The 16,310-nt window shown below is 46.7% G+C and carries 13 protein-coding genes; all 13 read right to left on the minus strand.

Features of this window, described 5'->3' with window-relative positions; genetic code table 11:
• Positions 1 to 57: 57 nt before the first annotated feature.
• Positions 58 to 4,305: a 2-hydroxyacyl-CoA dehydratase gene (locus BUA14_RS24370; RefSeq protein ID WP_072774961.1), complete on the minus strand. Its 4,248-nt coding sequence runs from the start codon at positions 4,303 to 4,305 to the stop codon at positions 58 to 60.
• Between the two features lie 429 nt (positions 4,306 to 4,734).
• Positions 4,735 to 5,922: a PGRP and LysM peptidoglycan-binding domain-containing protein gene (locus BUA14_RS24375; protein WP_072774962.1), complete on the minus strand. Its 1,188-nt coding sequence runs from the start codon at positions 5,920 to 5,922 to the stop codon at positions 4,735 to 4,737.
• A gap of 66 nt (positions 5,923 to 5,988) precedes the next feature.
• Positions 5,989 to 6,447, minus strand: a complete 459-nt coding sequence (locus tag BUA14_RS24380; RefSeq protein WP_072774963.1) for a type II toxin-antitoxin system RatA family toxin — start codon at positions 6,445 to 6,447, stop codon at positions 5,989 to 5,991.
• 54 nt (positions 6,448 to 6,501) lie between these two features.
• Entirely contained in the window at positions 6,502 to 6,861 is a 360-nt protein-coding gene (locus tag BUA14_RS24385) for a YbaN family protein (RefSeq protein WP_242954756.1), read from the minus strand.
• A 41-nt stretch (positions 6,862 to 6,902) separates the two neighbouring features.
• Positions 6,903 to 7,241: an arsenate reductase family protein gene (locus BUA14_RS24390; protein WP_072774964.1), complete on the minus strand. Its 339-nt coding sequence runs from the start codon at positions 7,239 to 7,241 to the stop codon at positions 6,903 to 6,905.
• Between the two features lie 316 nt (positions 7,242 to 7,557).
• A complete protein-coding gene (locus BUA14_RS24395) occupies positions 7,558 to 8,460 on the minus strand; it encodes a hypothetical protein (RefSeq protein WP_072774965.1) in 903 nt (300 codons plus the stop codon).
• Positions 8,461 to 8,545: 85 nt separating this feature from the next.
• Positions 8,546 to 10,765 (minus strand): HAMP domain-containing sensor histidine kinase, encoded by a 2,220-nt coding sequence (locus BUA14_RS24400; protein WP_072774966.1) that lies wholly within the window; start codon positions 10,763 to 10,765, stop codon positions 8,546 to 8,548.
• A complete protein-coding gene (locus BUA14_RS24405; protein WP_072774967.1) occupies positions 10,740 to 11,426 on the minus strand; it encodes a response regulator transcription factor in 687 nt (228 codons plus the stop codon). Before BUA14_RS24405 ends, BUA14_RS24400 begins: the two co-directional genes overlap by 26 nt.
• A gap of 498 nt (positions 11,427 to 11,924) precedes the next feature.
• Positions 11,925 to 13,097 carry an amidohydrolase family protein gene (locus BUA14_RS24410; protein WP_072774968.1) on the minus strand — a complete coding sequence of 391 codons (1,173 nt, stop codon included), beginning with the start codon at positions 13,095 to 13,097 and terminating at the stop codon, positions 11,925 to 11,927.
• An 18-nt stretch (positions 13,098 to 13,115) separates the two neighbouring features.
• Positions 13,116 to 13,517, minus strand: a complete 402-nt coding sequence (locus BUA14_RS24415; RefSeq protein WP_072774969.1) for a PaaI family thioesterase — start codon at positions 13,515 to 13,517, stop codon at positions 13,116 to 13,118.
• A 13-nt stretch (positions 13,518 to 13,530) separates the two neighbouring features.
• Positions 13,531 to 15,225, minus strand: a complete 1,695-nt coding sequence (locus BUA14_RS24420; RefSeq protein ID WP_072774970.1) for a M3 family oligoendopeptidase — start codon at positions 15,223 to 15,225, stop codon at positions 13,531 to 13,533.
• Positions 15,226 to 15,273: 48 nt separating this feature from the next.
• Positions 15,274 to 15,894, minus strand: a complete 621-nt coding sequence (locus BUA14_RS24425) for a ribonuclease H1 domain-containing protein (protein ID WP_072774971.1) — start codon at positions 15,892 to 15,894, stop codon at positions 15,274 to 15,276.
• Positions 15,895 to 15,964: 70 nt separating this feature from the next.
• Positions 15,965 to 16,291 carry a hypothetical protein gene (locus BUA14_RS24430; RefSeq protein WP_072774972.1) on the minus strand — a complete coding sequence of 109 codons (327 nt, stop codon included), beginning with the start codon at positions 16,289 to 16,291 and terminating at the stop codon, positions 15,965 to 15,967.
• Positions 16,292 to 16,310 lie beyond the last annotated feature (19 nt).

Below are 16,310 nucleotides of genomic sequence, written 5' to 3' on the forward strand. Positions count from 1 at the left end.
TGTTCTATTATCACGAGTATAAAGAACAGCCTTTTGATTGATAACCTTTTTCATTTGCTACTTAGCAACTTCCCCAGTCTTCATATTCTCTTTGGCAACAGATAACATCAATTTGATCCGGTTCAATTGATTGACTTCACTGGCTCCAGGATCATAGTCGATGACAGCAATGTTGGCTTTAGGGTAGGAGCGGCGCAGGGAGCGAATCATTCCTTTGCCGATGATATGGTTGGGCAGGCAGCCAAAAGGCTGCAGGCAAGCGATATTCATGACCCCATTGTGCAGGAGCTCCACCATCTCTCCGGTCAGATACCAGCCCTCTCCTGTCTGATTGGCCAAGGAGATATGCTCCTCAGCGCTGCGGGCAATCTCTTCGATGGCAGCGGGAGGGGTGAACCGCCGGCTGGCGGCCAAAGCTTTGCGCATATCCTTACGGTAATACTCCATGACCTTGACTGTCAACATACCATTAAACATCGCTTTAAAACTGCCCGACAAAACGTCAAATTTAATTTTATAGCAATAGGCGCAATAAAGCAGGAAGCCCATCAAATCCGGTTGAGTGACTTCTGCCCCTTCTGCCTCCAGAAGTTCCACCAGATTATTATTAGCCGTCGGATGATATTTGACGAGAATCTCGCCGACGATGCCTACTTTGGGTTTGACCCGGTCCTCATAAATTTCAAGGCTGTCGAAGTCCGCGACGATCTTGTAAATATTGGCTTTAATCTCCTTCTTGTCCCCTCGCCTCAAGGCCTCCTGGCATTTCTCCACCCACTGATCATAGAGAGCGTTGGCGGAGCCGGGAACCTTCTCATAGGGGCGGACACGATGAAGGACATTCATCAGCAGATCACCATAGACAATTCCCCAAAGCAGATCGGGCAGCATCCTCGCTGTGATCTTAAAGCCGGGGTTGGCTTCCAGCCCGGAAGCATTCAAAGAAATGACCGGAACCTGGTCCATACCTGTATCTTTCAGAGCCTTGCGGATGAAGGCGATATAGTTGGTAGCCCGGCACCCGCCGCCTGTTTGAGAAATGAGCACAGCGGTCCGGTTCAAATCATACCTACCTGATTTCAAAGCTTCCAAGAGCTGCCCGACCACGATGATCGTCGGATAACAGGCATCGTTGTGAACATGCTTCAATCCTTCATCAATGGCTCCCCGGTCAACTGAAGGGAGGACCTCAATCGTATAGCCCGCCTTTTCGAAGCCTGTCTTTAAGAATTGGAACTGATGGGGCGCCATCTGTGGGGCAATAATCGTGTAGTTTTTCTTCATCTCTTCCGTAAAAACCACCCGGCCTTCCGGATCATAAAGCTTCTCGGGCCTGAAATTGCGCTTATCCCGCTCCTGGACAGCTGCCAGCAAAGAGCGAATGCGGATCCGGGCCGCTCCCAGATTGGTGATCTCATCGATCTTCAGAACTGTATATATTTTACCATAACGCTCTAATATTTCCGAAACCTGATCGGTGGTTACGGCGTCCAGACCGCAGCCAAAGGAGTTTAGCTGGATCAGCTCCAGATTAGGTTTATCGGCGACAAACTGAGCTGCAGCATAGAGCCGGGTATGATACATCCACTGATCCACCACGCGCATAGGGCGTTCTGGATTCATCATATGACGGATGGCGTCTTCGGAGATCACGACCAGGCCAAAACCTTGCAATAGCTCAGGGATGCCGTGGTGAATCTCAGGATCGATGTGATAAGGTCGTCCAGCCAGGACAATCCCCTTGCTGCCATGAGTCTCAATATAGCGAAGAGCCTCTTCTCCTTTTTGGCGAACATCCTTTTTATAGTTCGCCAATTCCCCATAAGCCTTGTCCATAGCCTGCGCAATTTCCCGTGGTGTTAAACCCTCCCTTTTCGACAATTCCTCGATGAGGCGTTTCCTCATATGCTTAGGACTGTCAATAGGCAGAAAAGGCTGATAAAAGGTAATGTTTTCTTCCTTCAGGATATCCATATTGGCACGGATCGTTTCCGGGTAGGAGGTGACAATCGGGCAGTTGAAATGGTTGTTTGCTTCTGAATCTTCTTTAACATTAAAGGGAATCGAGGGGTAGAATATTTTCTTAACCCCTTTTTTCACCAAATCCACAATATGACCGTGGACCAGCTTGGCGGGGAAGCATTCCGATTCCGAAGGAATGGTATCCATCCCTGATTCATAAAGGGCCTTGGTCGAACGGCCGGATAGAACCACCCGATAGCCTAATTCCGTAAAAAAGGTGAACCAGAAAGGATAGTCCTCATAAATATTCAGAACCCGGGGAATGCCGACTACCCCGCGGGGGGCCTCCTGAGCGGACAAAGACTTATAACGAAATACCCTTTGATATTTATAATCGTACAGGTTAGGAAGTTCCGTCTTAACCTTTTCATGGCCGGCTCCCCGCTCACAGCGGTTTCCGGAAATGAAATTCTCGCCGTTGGAAAAATGCTTGACCGTAAGCAAGCAGTTATTCCCACATAAGCCGCAGCGTTTCATAGTCGTTTCCGTAGCGAAGGATTCCAGCTGTTCCGCCGGCAACAGCGCTGTTTTATGGCCTAAGTCGCAGCGCTCTTTAGCGATCAGCGCGGCTCCAAAAGCTCCCATGATTCCGGCGATATCGGGGCGGACCACTTCCCTACCCAGCAATTTCTCCAAAGAACGCAGGACGGCCTCGTTATAAAAGGTTCCACCCTGAACAACAATTTTTTCTCCCAACTCTTCTGTATTGCGCAGGCGAATCACCTTAAACAAGGCATTCTTAATCACGGACATGGAGATCCCGGCGGATATATCGCTGACTGTTGCCCCTTCTTTTTGGGCCTGCTTCACTTTGGAATTCATAAAGACAGTGCAGCGTGTCCCCAGATCCACCGCGTTTTGAGATTTCAGGCCAATTCGGGCAAATTCCTTTACATCCATATTGAGCGAGTTGGCAAAGGTCTCCACGAAAGAGCCGCAACCGGAAGAACAGGCCTCATTGAGCATGATGGAATCGATGACTCCATTTTTAATCACCAGGCTTTTCATATCCTGACCGCCGATATCCAGAACAAAATTAACACCGGGCAGGAAAAAGTCGGCGGCTTTAGCATGGGCAACCGTCTCGATCTCACCAATATCCACTTTAAGTGCCGTTTTAATCAGCTGTTCTCCATAACCTGTTACCGTAGAATTGAGTATAGTGATGCCAGGATTCAATTGGGAATACATCTCTTTCAGAGCACCTATGGTTGATTCCAGGGGGCTGCCCAGATTGCTGCCATAATAGGAGTACAGCAGTCCACCCTCTTCATCGATTAAGGCAACCTTGGTGGTGGTCGAGCCGGCGTCGATACCCAGATAAGCATGGCCTGTATACCCCTGAGGATCTTTACGGTTTACCTTATGGCGTGCATGCCTCTCCTGGAAGGCCTCATATGCTGCTTGATCAGCAAAAAGGGGCTCGGCAGTGGTCTCTTCATCCTGGGTAATGCTATTAATATGAGGTGCGTTATCATAAACAGTCTGGGAGAGGAATGCCTGCTCATCCTGTGCTACCAAAGCCGCTCCGATAGCGACAAAGTATTGGGCATCCTCAGGGAAAACAGCATAATCTCCTTCCAGTTTTAACGTCTCGATAAAGCGTTGGCGCAACTCGGACAGGAAGAACAAAGGTCCGCCGAGAAAGGCTACCCGGCCACGAATCGGGCGGCCTTGAGCCAAGGCCGTAATCGTCTGATTGACAACGGCCTGCAGAACCGAAACAGCAACATCTTCCTTGGCAGCCCCTTCATTCAACAGCGGCTGCACATCCGTTTTGGCAAAAACACCGCACCGTGAGGCGATGGGATAAATGGTCTTATAATTCTTGGCCAGCTCATTTAGCCCTTCCGCATCGACTTGAAGCAAAGAAGCCATTTGATCAATAAAGGCCCCCGTACCACCCGCACAGGTTCCGTTCATCCTTTGTTCAATAGATTCGCCAAAATAGGTGATTTTAGCGTCTTCCCCTCCCAGCTCAATGGCCACATCAGTCTGAGGGATCATCTTCTTGACCGCCGCAGTCCCGGCAATGACCTCCTGGACGAAGGGAATCCCTAATTTCTTGGCTAAATTAAAACCGCCTGAACCGGCAATCATCATCGTCATAAGTTGTCCATCTAAAATGGGCTTTGCATCTTCTAGCATCGAAAGAACAGTATCTTTGATATTCGAAAAGTGCCTCAAATATTGTTTATAGACAATGCCTTGTTCAGGACTGAGAATAATCATTTTAACAGTCGTAGAACCCACATCGAGCCCAACATTGAGCACCTTGGTCATCCAATTTCCTCCTATTCAAATCAGTAAAAAATATATATACTTTATATATAATATAACATAATAATGGGCAAGATTTAACTTGTCAGAATATTAAAATGCCGCCCAATTTCCATATCCTATGGTATTAAAACCTATTATATCAAAAATATGTTAAACAAAAAGTTTTCTTGGCAGTTGGACATATCATACTAGTAATATATGTATCGATATGTGATTCAAGACACACATGAAAAATTATTCTACCAAAAAGGTATATTCGCATATATATTCTACAAGAATATAAATTCTCCTTTTGCTGCTATCCATCACGGGATATTCCTCCCCGAAGGAAAAAACAAGAAAAAAGCCGGATAATGCAAATTCAACTGCACTATCCGGCTAATGCTTCACTCTACTTTATGATCATGACGATGCTGTCTTTGGCCTCACTTAATTTTTGCGGCAATTTACACCTAGCGCCGTCCAGGTTCGAATCCCGACGATGCCATCCTGGACAAGTCCTCTGCTCTTTTGGAAAGCAATCACTGCCGCTTGAGTTCTGGAACCGAAAATCCCATCAATATTCCCGGGACTAAATCCCTGCGCCTTCAGCAAGGATTGCAGTTCCTTCACAGATGCCCCCCGGGATCCCATCCGCAAGGTTGGGCAAGTGTGGCTTGGCGGCGGTGGAGGTGGTGGGGTAGTGCAGGTTACTCCCAGCGCTGTCCAGGTCCGAATGCCCACGATGCCATCCGGTGTTAAACCACTGCTTCTTTGGAAAGCAATCACCGCTGCTTCCGTCCTCGGTCCGAAGATCCCATCGGCGGCCCCTGGGTTAAAGCCACGGGCTGTGAGCAGCTGTTGCAGCTGAACCACGGAGGGACCCCTTGAGCCTTGGCGCAAGGTTGGGCAATTCTGTGGCGGCGGCGGTGGGGGTGGGGGCGGTGGAGGAGGCGTCATGCAATTGACCCCCAGCGCTGTCCAGGTCCGGACACCTACGACACCATCCTGTACTAATCCCCGGCTGCCCTGGAAAGCAATCACCGCGGCTTCTGTTCTCGGTCCGAAGATCCCATCAATGGCCCCCGGACTAAAGCCATGGGAGGTGAGCAGCTGTTGCAGCTGAACCACGGAGGGACCTGTCGCACCTTGACGCAAAGTCGGACAGGGACTGGGTTGCGGAGTCATGCAATTGACTCCAAGAGCCGTCCAGGTCTTGACCCCAACGACGCCATCCTGTACCAAACCACGGCTGCCCTGAAAAGCGACAACCGCTGCATGGGTTCTCGGTCCGAAAATGCCATCAATAGCTCCTGGGCTAAAGCCGTGAGATGTAAGAAGCTGTTGTAAATGTACGACAGAGGGACCTTGAGAACCCTGTCTGAGAACGGGACAAGGCTGACCTTGAGCCATCATCTGACCTTCCATGGGCATGTGCGGATGCATTGGATGCATTGGCTGCATGGAGCATGGTTGCGTTGGTACACAAATAACCTGACCTGGGAAAAGGCACATAGGATCAGTAATTTGCGGATTTAACATGAGAAGCTCTTCCACTGTAGTATTAAACATGCAGGCAATGTCCATAAGAGTTTCCCCAGGTTTTACCACATAATTCATAAATACACCCCTTTCCATAGATTTTCCGTATATCCTATGCAAAAGGTACGGGAATGCTATTGGAAATGGGCAGCGGATAGAAAATTACTTAGGTTCCTTTAGGTACAGAGAATCCAGATGGCGATGCAAGCGCTTCAACACCCTTTGAAATTGAAATGAGTGCAAGGTTGAAATATTAATCATTTTCGCCACGAACCCCATTACCCTGCCATGAGGTTCTAAGGCGATGGAATAGCTGACCTTTGTGCCGCCATTTTCCAGCTCCTCAAGGTCCCACCAGCTCTCGCCAATGACGACACCCTGATAGTAGCGGATATCTACCCGGTTCGGAAAGCTTAAAGATATTGTCTCGCACCGGAACCATCCTCCTGAAGCCCATACTTCAATCTTGGCATGAAGATTGTCTCCGGATTTTTCCAGAATCCGCACTCGGAATTCTCCTGGCCACCAGCTTCTATAGCCAGGAATATCCGCAAGTAAAGGATAAATCATTTGGGGCGGATAGGGATAATCATAAGAATCCTTGGCTTGAATCCTGCTCATTGTTTAGTCGTTCCTTCCTGCCTGTTAACGTCCCCACAGGGATTGGCACACGTTTCACTTTTTAGTTTTGCGGCTCAGTAAAAAGAGGGTAACTGCCAGACCAATCCCCAGGAGAAGGAGGCGCACCCAAATTATTTCCACAAAAAACATCGAAATGGTTAAAGAAAGCCATAAACATGAGATTGATACAGCCTTGGCCTGCAGCGTCATCCCTTTATTCTCGTAATAATCTTTAAGATAAGAGCCAAGCCATTTGCTCTCCAACAACCTCGTATGAAGCCTTGGGGAACTTTGCATATAGCATGCTCCCGCCAATAATAAAAAAGGAGTCGTGGGGACGACAGGCAAAAACACACCGATAATGCCAAGCACTACGCAGAGTGTGCCAATTCCGATCAACATCATTTTCATCATCTAGTTCACTTCTCTTCCTTCCCATGACTCATTATAGGCGATCACTCCCACTCTTTCCAGATCTCCGGTTGATAACCTACCGTTGCTTTCCTGCCATTGCGAACAATCGGGGTTCTATAGAGTTTAGGATGAGTCAGCAAAAGCTCTTCACGCATCTCCAAACCCCTGATTTGATCGAGATTGAGGGCTTTATAGTCTTTAGCCTCTTTATTGATCAGCTCATTTAAGGAGACAGCGGATTTAACACTCTGCAGTTCACCTTTACTTAAAGCTTTTTCATTGAGATCAATAAATTGAAATTTGATGTTCCGCTCTTTGAAATATCGCTCCGCTTTTTTGGTGTCAAAACATTTTCGGGTTCCATAAATCTGTATATTCAAAGGTCTTCCTCTCCAATCTTGAACGAAGTGATACCCGATTCCTCTCAAATCACGCCGCCCCAGGCAGCGCTCCTCCTATAAAATAGCATAACTCAACGGATTTCGTCCATCCTTACCCTTGGAAATTCCCAAGCATGGGTCTGTTAATAAAGCACGAATGCTGTCAGCCAATACCCAAAGTACAGCAAGTGTGTTTAAAAATTGGCCATTTTGAAATTTACTCATCTAGATGAATAAATTTCAAAATGGCCAATTTTTAATAAAAAAGCCTTTCCGGATCATGTTCTTCATTACCGGAAAGGCCTATTCAACGCGTCTATGCTCTTTTCAGTTCATTCCATTGATGGATGACCCGCAGCATATTATCCTGAAGACTTGAGGCATAAATCGTCTCCAGCCAAGTGAAGTAATTCCTGATGACAGCCTGATCTTCATGACAAAGCTCCATATAAGCGACCAAAGGCATGTATTCAGTGTCATAAAGCAGGGAAGCGACAAAGAGTTCGGCAAAGAACTCACCTCCGTCTTCCGGGTTCATCTGGTAATCGTCAAAAATCTGCTTCACCATATTGGTAAAGCCCGGAGGCATCACCTTGGCATCCTCTGTCAGAGAATGGTGAAGAATATGGGCCAAAGCATGGAGAATAGGCAGTAAGAGTTCCTCTTCGTTACGATTGGGTTGAAAAACTCCCAGGCAATGAAGCCGCGGAATGGTCATCAAGGAACCTTCTCTTAATTTTAATCGAAAACCTAATACAGGGACTAAAAGGGGGTTCTTCGTCAAGCTGCTGAAAAATACCGGATACTCCTCTTTGAGAAAAGATAAAGCACAGTTCAACTCTTTACCCAAAACATCTTTTTTGAACCAGTTGCCCTGTTTCCAGGTTGGAGGGTTTTGTTCCGCTAAAGATAATACCTTGAGAAGTTCCAGCACCTCCCCTTCGAAATTTGAGAAACGAATCGTTTCCGGAAGCCTGCCCAAAGTATAACATAACCAAAAGGCCAAGGCATCCTCAGGAGGGATCATCATATACAAGCAACGGGCTTTGTAATATTTAAATTGGATATCGTCAGCCCGCTGACGCAGATGCAAAATGAATGCTTCCAAGGAATGCTTATCCGCGTTGGCTAATCCCTCGGTTACCTCCTGAAGAAATTCTATGGCTTCTGCAGGACTCCTCATGGTTTTTATTTTCAGGGCCTTGCTTTTTTGAAACATCTCTATCACCCCTAATTCAGGTTTATGATAGAGAGTTCGCCATGACAAGCAGATTGTCCTTGGTAAATTTTGTCTATTATTTAAGCTATTGGGGAGATAATGGGGTTTCCTTACTATCATCTTTGTACAAGAAGATCGTCGCTTTAAAGAGATCCCCATCCACTTCAATGGTAAAGCTCCCCTTTTGGATTTCAATCAGGCTCGTGACGATGGATAAGCCCAGGCCGCTTCCCTGGCTGCTTCTGGATTCATCGCCGCGCTTAAAGCGCTCCATCAACTCAGTGGAAGATATATTCAGTTCATAGGCTGAGATATTTTTAATGGTTAATCTTACTCCCGGGCCTGCATCCTCCAGATCGATATACACTCGTGAGCCTGTCAAGGCATACTTAAAAATATTGGACAAAAGATTTTCAATGGCTCGCCACAGGAGTCTCCCGTCAGCCTTGACCCACATTCTTTCCCGAGGGTAATTGAATTTAAAATCCAACCCCCGTTCCTGAATTTTCTCATCCACTTCTCCTAAGCCCTGAGTCAGCAAGGATACAATATCTATTCTCTCAAAGGTCACCGGAATATCCCCACTGGAGGCCTTGGCGGCTTCAAAGAGGTCATCGGTCAACACTTTAAGGCGCTGTGATTTTTGCTCGAGAACTTCCACATAGTCTTTGATCTTTTCCGGGTCTTCTTCCGTTTTTAATAAGTCAACATAGGTAATGATGGAGGTTAAGGGAGTGCGGATATCATGGGAAACGTTGGTGATTAATTCTGTTTTTAAGCGTTCGCTTTTAATCTCATTTTCCACAGCCTTATTTAAGCCGTCAGTTATACTGTTGATATCCCCAGCCAGTTGAGCGAACTCTCCCTTACCCTTGATGTTAATCATCGTCGCCAGATCTCCATCCTTAACCCGCCTGACTCCTTCTTTAATGGCCTTGAATTCCTTGACCTTCTTAAAGGATAACCATACAGCCACACCAACGGTAATGGGGAACATGAAAAAGGTTATGGCTATGCATAAAGGGTAGCCTATGACAAGGATAGCCACTTTCACTCCCAGACTGCCGCTGTCATAGATAGCTTTGATACCGGAAAAAAGCTTATGGAAAATCGTATAAACCAACGTGTGTTTGAGGAGGGTTTTATTTTTAATGTGCTTAACCAGGGATAAGACCAGGATCAGCCCCAAGGTTGCGATAGCCAGAGTCATGGGATAGATAAGGGCAGCATTTTGCATTTGATAAAACTCGAAACCCAGTATAAACCACGAAGAAATCAAGCCTAAGCAAATGACGATATTAAAATCATTGTAAAGACGATCCAGGGTATTGAGGTGGACTTCCTGGTCATGTTTTGAATTTCTCCCCCAGACGATCAGGAGATAGATAAAGGAAGCCATAAGTCCTGCCAGATAAGCTGCTATCTGATAAAGGGCATGATTAGCGACTTCTTTGTCTTCCTGCCACTCGGCAATCCGAGGCTTTAAAAACTCGTCTTCAAAACCGATATACAAAACATCCGGATAATCCTCTGCATAAGCATCAGGAGCAATCCGATAAAAACGCGGGTTCTCTTTGAGCTCCTGAGGATAGACGTTCTGGATAAATCCTTCAAACAGCATGTAGACGGGATAAGAAGTATACTCTTCTTTCGACAACTCTGCATGATTGGTCAACTCCAGCTCCCCGGCTTTCAGGAAATAATTCAGCCCCTTATAGCTTGCTAGCCGCTGTAAAGTCGTTTGGTAATAATAAAGATCTTCTTGAATCAGACGTTCTTTTTCTTTTGCTATCTCTTCTTTATAAGCTTCCAGGAAAATTTGATAATTTTCCCTGTCGGATAGATTGGGATTATAAATGCCTGGCTGCGTCGGACTGGTAGTGCTGGAAATGGAAGGAGGCTTTTGGGAAGAGCCCTCGTCTACATTTTCCTCGACTACTGCTGAGTTACTGTTCATTGTTGAGTTGCTGCTCACTGTTGATCTTCTGTCGCTGTTTACCTGAAACTCCCAATAGAGGCTGTCAATTCTATTTCTAAGTCTATCCTCTGAAACACTTCCTCCGGCTAAAATATTTTCCTCACTCTTATATCTGCTGAGTGACCTTAGGTCGCTGATAATATTATTGCTTTCATTAATGAAGCCTTCTCCCAGATAATAGCTTTTTTCCAAGGCTACCCCAAAGTGGCTGCGATTGATGACATTGAGCACTAAAGTAACGACTTGAGTAAAGCAAAAGATCACCAACACAAAAGCTAAAGCTTTGGCAATCAGTGAATGGCTAAAGCTTCTCGATTTTATATCCAATTCCCCACACCACCTTTAAATATTTAGGCTCCTTCGGGTTGATCTCAATTTTTTCACGGATTTTCCGGATATGGACAGCTACTGTATTTTCCGCACTGAAAGCCGCTTCATTCCAAACGTTTTCGTAAATCTGATCGATGGAAAAGACCCTTCCCGCATTGGCTGTCAGCAGCTTCAAAATTTTATACTGGACAGGGGTCAGCTTAACTTCCTCGCCGTCCACGGTGACGCATTTGCTTTCGTCGTCGATCATCAGCCCCCCGGATTGATAGACATTCGTCTTGGTCTCCAGGCTGCCTAAGGTTACATACCTGCGCAGCTGGGATTTGACGCGGGCGATGAGCTCCAGTGGATTGAAGGGTTTGGTAATATAATCGTCCGCACCCATATTCAGGCCCATAATTTTGTCCGTATCTTCGGATTTGGCCGAGAGCATGATCACCGGAATATTCCGTTCTTCCCGAATCTTCATCAAAGCTCTGATCCCATCCATTTGGGGCATCATAATATCCATGATCACCAGATGGACAGTCTGCTCTTCAATAACCTCCAAGGCCTGGAGTCCATTGAAGGCTTTATAGATCGTATAGCCTTCGTGGGCTAAGTAGATTCTTATCGCTTCGACAATTTCCTTATCATCGTCGCATACTAAAATGTTCATGTATGGGACTCCTCTCGCTAATCAATTCATACAAATTATACCACGTCCTTTCTCACTCTTTAGGACTATGGTAACCCTTAATTCTGATCATTCTGCCGATCTAAATCTTAAGAACTTCTTAAAGTCACTCCAAGTTTTCAGGGTTTTCTGCTTATTCATTATTGTGTAATCATTTGCTTAAAATTATCTGTTAATCTCTCGCTGTTCTATATAAATGGAACATGGTACACCATGGTACACTAATCAGAAAGTGTTCCACTATGAATAACTTTAAGGAGTTAGAAAGACAGGAAAACGTGAGCATCATGGCTTTGAAGCTAATGGGTAGCTCTTAATAAGCAAGATAAACCCGGGAGAGACTCCCGGGTTTATCTTGCTTCAAAAAAACTCATTTCCTTTACAACCGTCGAAGCGGGTTCAGCCCTTCCGCAAAGTCCGGGTGGCATCACACACTTCAACCAACAACACCATGACGCCCTGAATATTTTTCGGTGATTCCTATAACTCCTTTAACTGAAGGCAGTTTAAGGGAGTGCCGACTTCCAGTTTTCCGTACTCAAGCAGTCCACAGATGCGGGCATTCTCCTGGGTAGCGAGACAATAAACTTTTTCTTCAGGAATTCCGGCCTCCCTCATCCAGAGCATTTCATCCAGGAAGGAGCTGCCATGGGGTACTGAATAGGCTCCCGCATCCGTGCCGACGCCTAAACGCACACCAAAATCAGAGGCTTCCTTAATCCGGCTGAGGTGGCCTTTCAATATTTCAGACAAAGTAGCCGTCTCCTGCTCAGAATACCTGCCTGTAGGATATTTCAACAGGTTGCCTATCGGTGCCACCGTAGGGACCCAGGCGATACCTTGAGCTTTCATCTGTCTTAAGTGCCGGGAAGTCATATAATACCCATGCTCTATGGAATCCACTCCCGCTTCAATCACTCTGGAGATGCCCTCTTCCCCGCTGGCGTGGGCCATCACCAGGATTCCTCTGGCATGAGCAGAGGCAGTTAATTCCTTGAGCTCTTCCACGCTCCACTGAACCGTTCCCACCTGCTGGTATTGGCTGAAAGATATAATTCCGGTGACGATGATTTTGAGCTGGTCTGCACCTTGCCGGAAAAAATCCTCTTTAATCCGCTGCCAGTCCTGCAGGCTTGAGAAGCCCCGCCCCAAAAAGCGTCCATACATACCCTGCCGGGCTACAGCCTCCCGCACCGAAACAACCCTGGGGCCTTGCCATTCTCCACGTTCCAGGCGCTTCCTGGCAGACCAGGCGAGACCCGGCAAATCACCGCCATCCCGGACTGCAACGACACCAGACTCTAAATAACGGCGAAGATTGTCCTGAATCACTTTCTCCATCAGGGCAGGGTTATGCCAGTTTTCAAGGCATTGATAAAAATCAATACTATCCAAAGCCAAATGCACATGACTATCGATAAAGCCAGGCATCAGCAAATAAGACTGCCAGGCAAAATCTTCTTCTCCAGAAGATTTTGAGCGTCCCCCAGCGGAAGAATTGGGGCAAAGAGAACTCACTCTTCCCTCTTCCCATTTTAAGTGAACCGGACCTTTAACTCTGCCCAAGTCAGGGGTCCAATACCCGCCGATTACCGCCGAACCCTGTTCCGGTACTGCCACGGTAGTTTTCTCGCCACTGCAGGAAATAAACATAGCCGCTCCTTCTTAACGTTACTCCTTGTGCCGCGTCATCCTGGAAAAGGTGGAAGAGCCAATAGCCACCAGATTACCGTCCTCGTCATAGACATTAACTGTCCCTATAAAAAGCCGTTTGCCTTCCTTGACAAGGCTGGCATAAGCATAAATATCCGAATCCACAACAGGCAGAAGATAGTTGACCTTCAACTCCACCGTCACCGCATAATGATCCGGACCGATCGCTTCATTGACAGCCACACCCATCGCCGTATCGATCACTGCAGCGATGATGCCCCCATGGACACTGCCATGAGCTTGTTTAAACTTATCCGTATTGGTGATCTTAACACCTTTTTTTCCTTGCTCATTGGTGACGATAGTCATACCAAGGTATTTCCAGATATTGCTGGAACCTAAAGTTTCTAAGCTTGTCATGGGTTCCCCTCCACTAAAATTTCCGGTCATCCACCTGCTCAAGCCATTGGTTAATTGTTTCAACCACAGATTTAAGGCATCCCTCCTGGAAGGGGGAAACCAAATGTCCCAACTCCACTAAATCCAGGAAAGACAGACTGCCCCCGACTTGGCACAAGCTTAAGTAATCCTGCCAGGCTTCCTGAGCATTCAGACGGGATTTCTTCCAGAATTGAAAAGCGCAAATCTGAGCTAAGGTGTAATCAATATAATAGAAGGGATTGCCAAAGATATGCCCCTGCTGATGCCAATACCCGCCATTTTCAAGGTACTGGTTGCCCTCATAATTCCGATGGGGAAGAAACTTTTTCTCAATTTCACGCCAGGCTGCTTTTCTCTGGGCAGGAGTGGCTTCGGGATTCTCATAAACAAAATGCTGGAATTCATCCACGCTCACCCCATAAGGTATAAAGAGCATGGCTTCACTGAGATGCTGGAAACGATATTTATTCGCTTCTTCTGCGAAGAAAAGCTCCATCCAGGGCCAGGCGAAAAACTCCATACTCATGGAATGGATTTCGCAGGATTCGTAGGTAGGCCATTGATATTCCGGGAGGGTATGATGACGGCTGGAATAGACTTGGAAGGCGTGACCCGCTTCGTGAGTCAGGACATCCACATCTCCTGAAGTCCCATTAAAATTGGCAAAAATAAACGGCGCTTGATGCTCGCTGATATAAGTGCAATAGCCACCGCCAGCCTTGCCTTTTTTGGTGACCAGGTCCATAAGCTCATGGCTCACCATATAGTCAAAGAACTCCTCAGTCTCGGCCGATAATTCCCGATACATCCTGCTGCCCTGCTCGATGATCCAGTCCGGTTCCCCATGAGGTTGGGGGTTTCCCGAAGTAAAGTTGGTTTTTTCATCGTAGTAATACAAGTTTGCCAAGCCCAGACGCTGCCGCTGCCGTTCCCGCAAGCGGGAGGCCAGGGGTACGATATCTTCCTGGACCTGCTTGCGGAAATTGGCCACCATCTGTGCATCATAGTCGGAACGCAGCATCCGCGCATAGCCCAATCCCACATAATTGGGATAACCCAGCTTTTGGGCAATCTGTGTCCTTACCTTAACCAGCTGATCATAAATAGCGTCCAAAGTTTCTTCATGTTCTGCAAAAAAAGCATATTTCGCCTCATGGGCTCTTTTCCGCAGGACCGGATCGGTGGATTGCAGAAAAGGTCCTAACCCGGAAAGATTGCGCTCTTCCCCTTCAAAGTAAATCTTAGCCGAAGCAATGAGCTTGGTATATTCAGTGGACAATTTATTCTCCGCCTGTAAATCCTCAATAATCTCCGGTTTAAAGGTCTTCAGGGTTAACTCCGCGATACGGAAAAGCTGCTTGCCCCATTTTTGCTCTAATTCCCGGCGAAACGGGGAGTCCAACAGCACCTCATAAAGCTCTGAAATCAATCCCTGGTAGATGGGCAAATTCTCATCAAAAAATTCTTGTTCCCGCTCATAATAGGTATCGTTAGTATCAATAGTTTGGCGGATTGAGGCAATTTGGGACATAGAGTCAAATTTCCCCCGCAAGCTATTGATGTCCATGAGCAGACGGTCCTGCTCATGAAAACTTTCTGCCTCTTTAAACTGCTCAAGGAGAGTCTGGAATTCTCCTTTGAGTTTTTCCAGATCAGGACGTGAATAAGGAAAATCTTTGAATTTCATTTTAAAACCCCCAACTAAATAGCCCACCCAATGGCAGGCTTAACACTTTCAGTTCCCTATACCCAAAGCACCCTTAGCTTTCATATCCACATAGTCATTGAATTCATTGCCGCTATGGGCCTTGACTTTTTCAAAGCTATATATTCCCCGATACTGATTCATCAGTTTGGCATAGGCTTGGGTAAACTCATTTTTGGCTTTCCATTCTCCCGTAGCCCAAAAAGCGATTCCTGCATAATCATGAAGGATGCGGATTTTAACCCCAAGCTGTGAGGCCTTTTTTACGGCGTAAAGGGCCGCAGCGATCTCGCCTGCTACATTGCGCATCGTTGCCGCGGCGGGATTCTTCCCCACATCGGCATCTTCATAATGAACTTTGCCGTCTTTGACAAAAGCATACGCCCAGGCATACTGACCATTAACGTAACTTCCGTCCGTGTAGACATCATATTCCGCTCTATCGTCTTTCAAGGAGTCATCCTCTGCTTTCAGCGGATCACTCAGTGTTTCCCCTTTGAACCAGGCCTGAGCCTCTTTTAAGGTGGGGAAGGATCTGTAGACCGCTCCGGAAAAACCATGGATGGCCTTCCGGCACTCCTCCCAGGAAGAAAATACTCCCTTGTCCCGGCCGGCACGGACAGCGTAAAATTTAGGTTTGTGGATTCCCATGCAAACTATTCCTCATCTGTTATCTTTTTCTACAATGTTACCATAGAAAAGACTTGAGTGGCAATAGGTTCTAATGGGCGGCCTGTTCAAGATCGGAGGCAATTTTGTCCAGGAGTTTTTTCATCTCCTCCTCCACCTTCAAACTCTCCGTATCGCACCATTCACCCCAAAAACCCTTCTGATCTGTGAAAATCCGGTAGAGAGGAACTCCCTCTTCAGCCATGATTGCTTTAGCTTCTTCAGGTAAGCTATCGCTGATCTTAGTAGCTAAATCCATCGCCAGACAAAGGGTATCCTTGCCTTGAGATAAGAGTTCGATGGTTTCAAACCCCACCCCAGAGGGCGATTCTTGATCATAAAAGAAGCTCATAATAATGCTTTCCTGATTCTCAGCCATTAAAATTCCTCCCCCGTCC

Source organism: Desulfitobacterium chlororespirans DSM 11544 (assembly GCF_900143285.1).
GTDB lineage: Bacteria > Bacillota > Desulfitobacteriia > Desulfitobacteriales > Desulfitobacteriaceae > Desulfitobacterium > Desulfitobacterium chlororespirans.

Excerpts from the sequence above, each read along its gene's own strand:
- BUA14_RS24380 (WP_072774963.1), bottom strand. The coding sequence starts at position 6,447 with ATGAGCAGGATTCAAGCCAAGGATTCTTATGATTATCCCTATCCGCCC.
- BUA14_RS24370 (WP_072774961.1), bottom strand. The coding sequence starts at position 4,305 with ATGACCAAGGTGCTCAATGTTGGGCTCGATGTGGGTTCTACGACTGTT.
- BUA14_RS24410 (WP_072774968.1), bottom strand. The coding sequence starts at position 13,097 with ATGTTTATTTCCTGCAGTGGCGAGAAAACTACCGTGGCAGTACCGGAA.
- BUA14_RS24430 (WP_072774972.1), bottom strand. The coding sequence starts at position 16,291 with ATGGCTGAGAATCAGGAAAGCATTATTATGAGCTTCTTTTATGATCAA.
- BUA14_RS24395 (WP_072774965.1), bottom strand. The coding sequence starts at position 8,460 with ATGTTTCAAAAAAGCAAGGCCCTGAAAATAAAAACCATGAGGAGTCCT.
- BUA14_RS24405 (WP_072774967.1), bottom strand. The coding sequence starts at position 11,426 with ATGAACATTTTAGTATGCGACGATGATAAGGAAATTGTCGAAGCGATA.
- BUA14_RS24420 (WP_072774970.1), bottom strand. The coding sequence starts at position 15,225 with ATGAAATTCAAAGATTTTCCTTATTCACGTCCTGATCTGGAAAAACTC.
- BUA14_RS24425 (WP_072774971.1), bottom strand. The coding sequence starts at position 15,894 with ATGGGAATCCACAAACCTAAATTTTACGCTGTCCGTGCCGGCCGGGAC.
- BUA14_RS24415 (WP_072774969.1), bottom strand. The coding sequence starts at position 13,517 with ATGACAAGCTTAGAAACTTTAGGTTCCAGCAATATCTGGAAATACCTT.
- BUA14_RS24375 (WP_072774962.1), bottom strand. The coding sequence starts at position 5,922 with ATGGAAAGGGGTGTATTTATGAATTATGTGGTAAAACCTGGGGAAACT.
- BUA14_RS24385 (WP_242954756.1), bottom strand. The coding sequence starts at position 6,861 with ATGATGAAAATGATGTTGATCGGAATTGGCACACTCTGCGTAGTGCTT.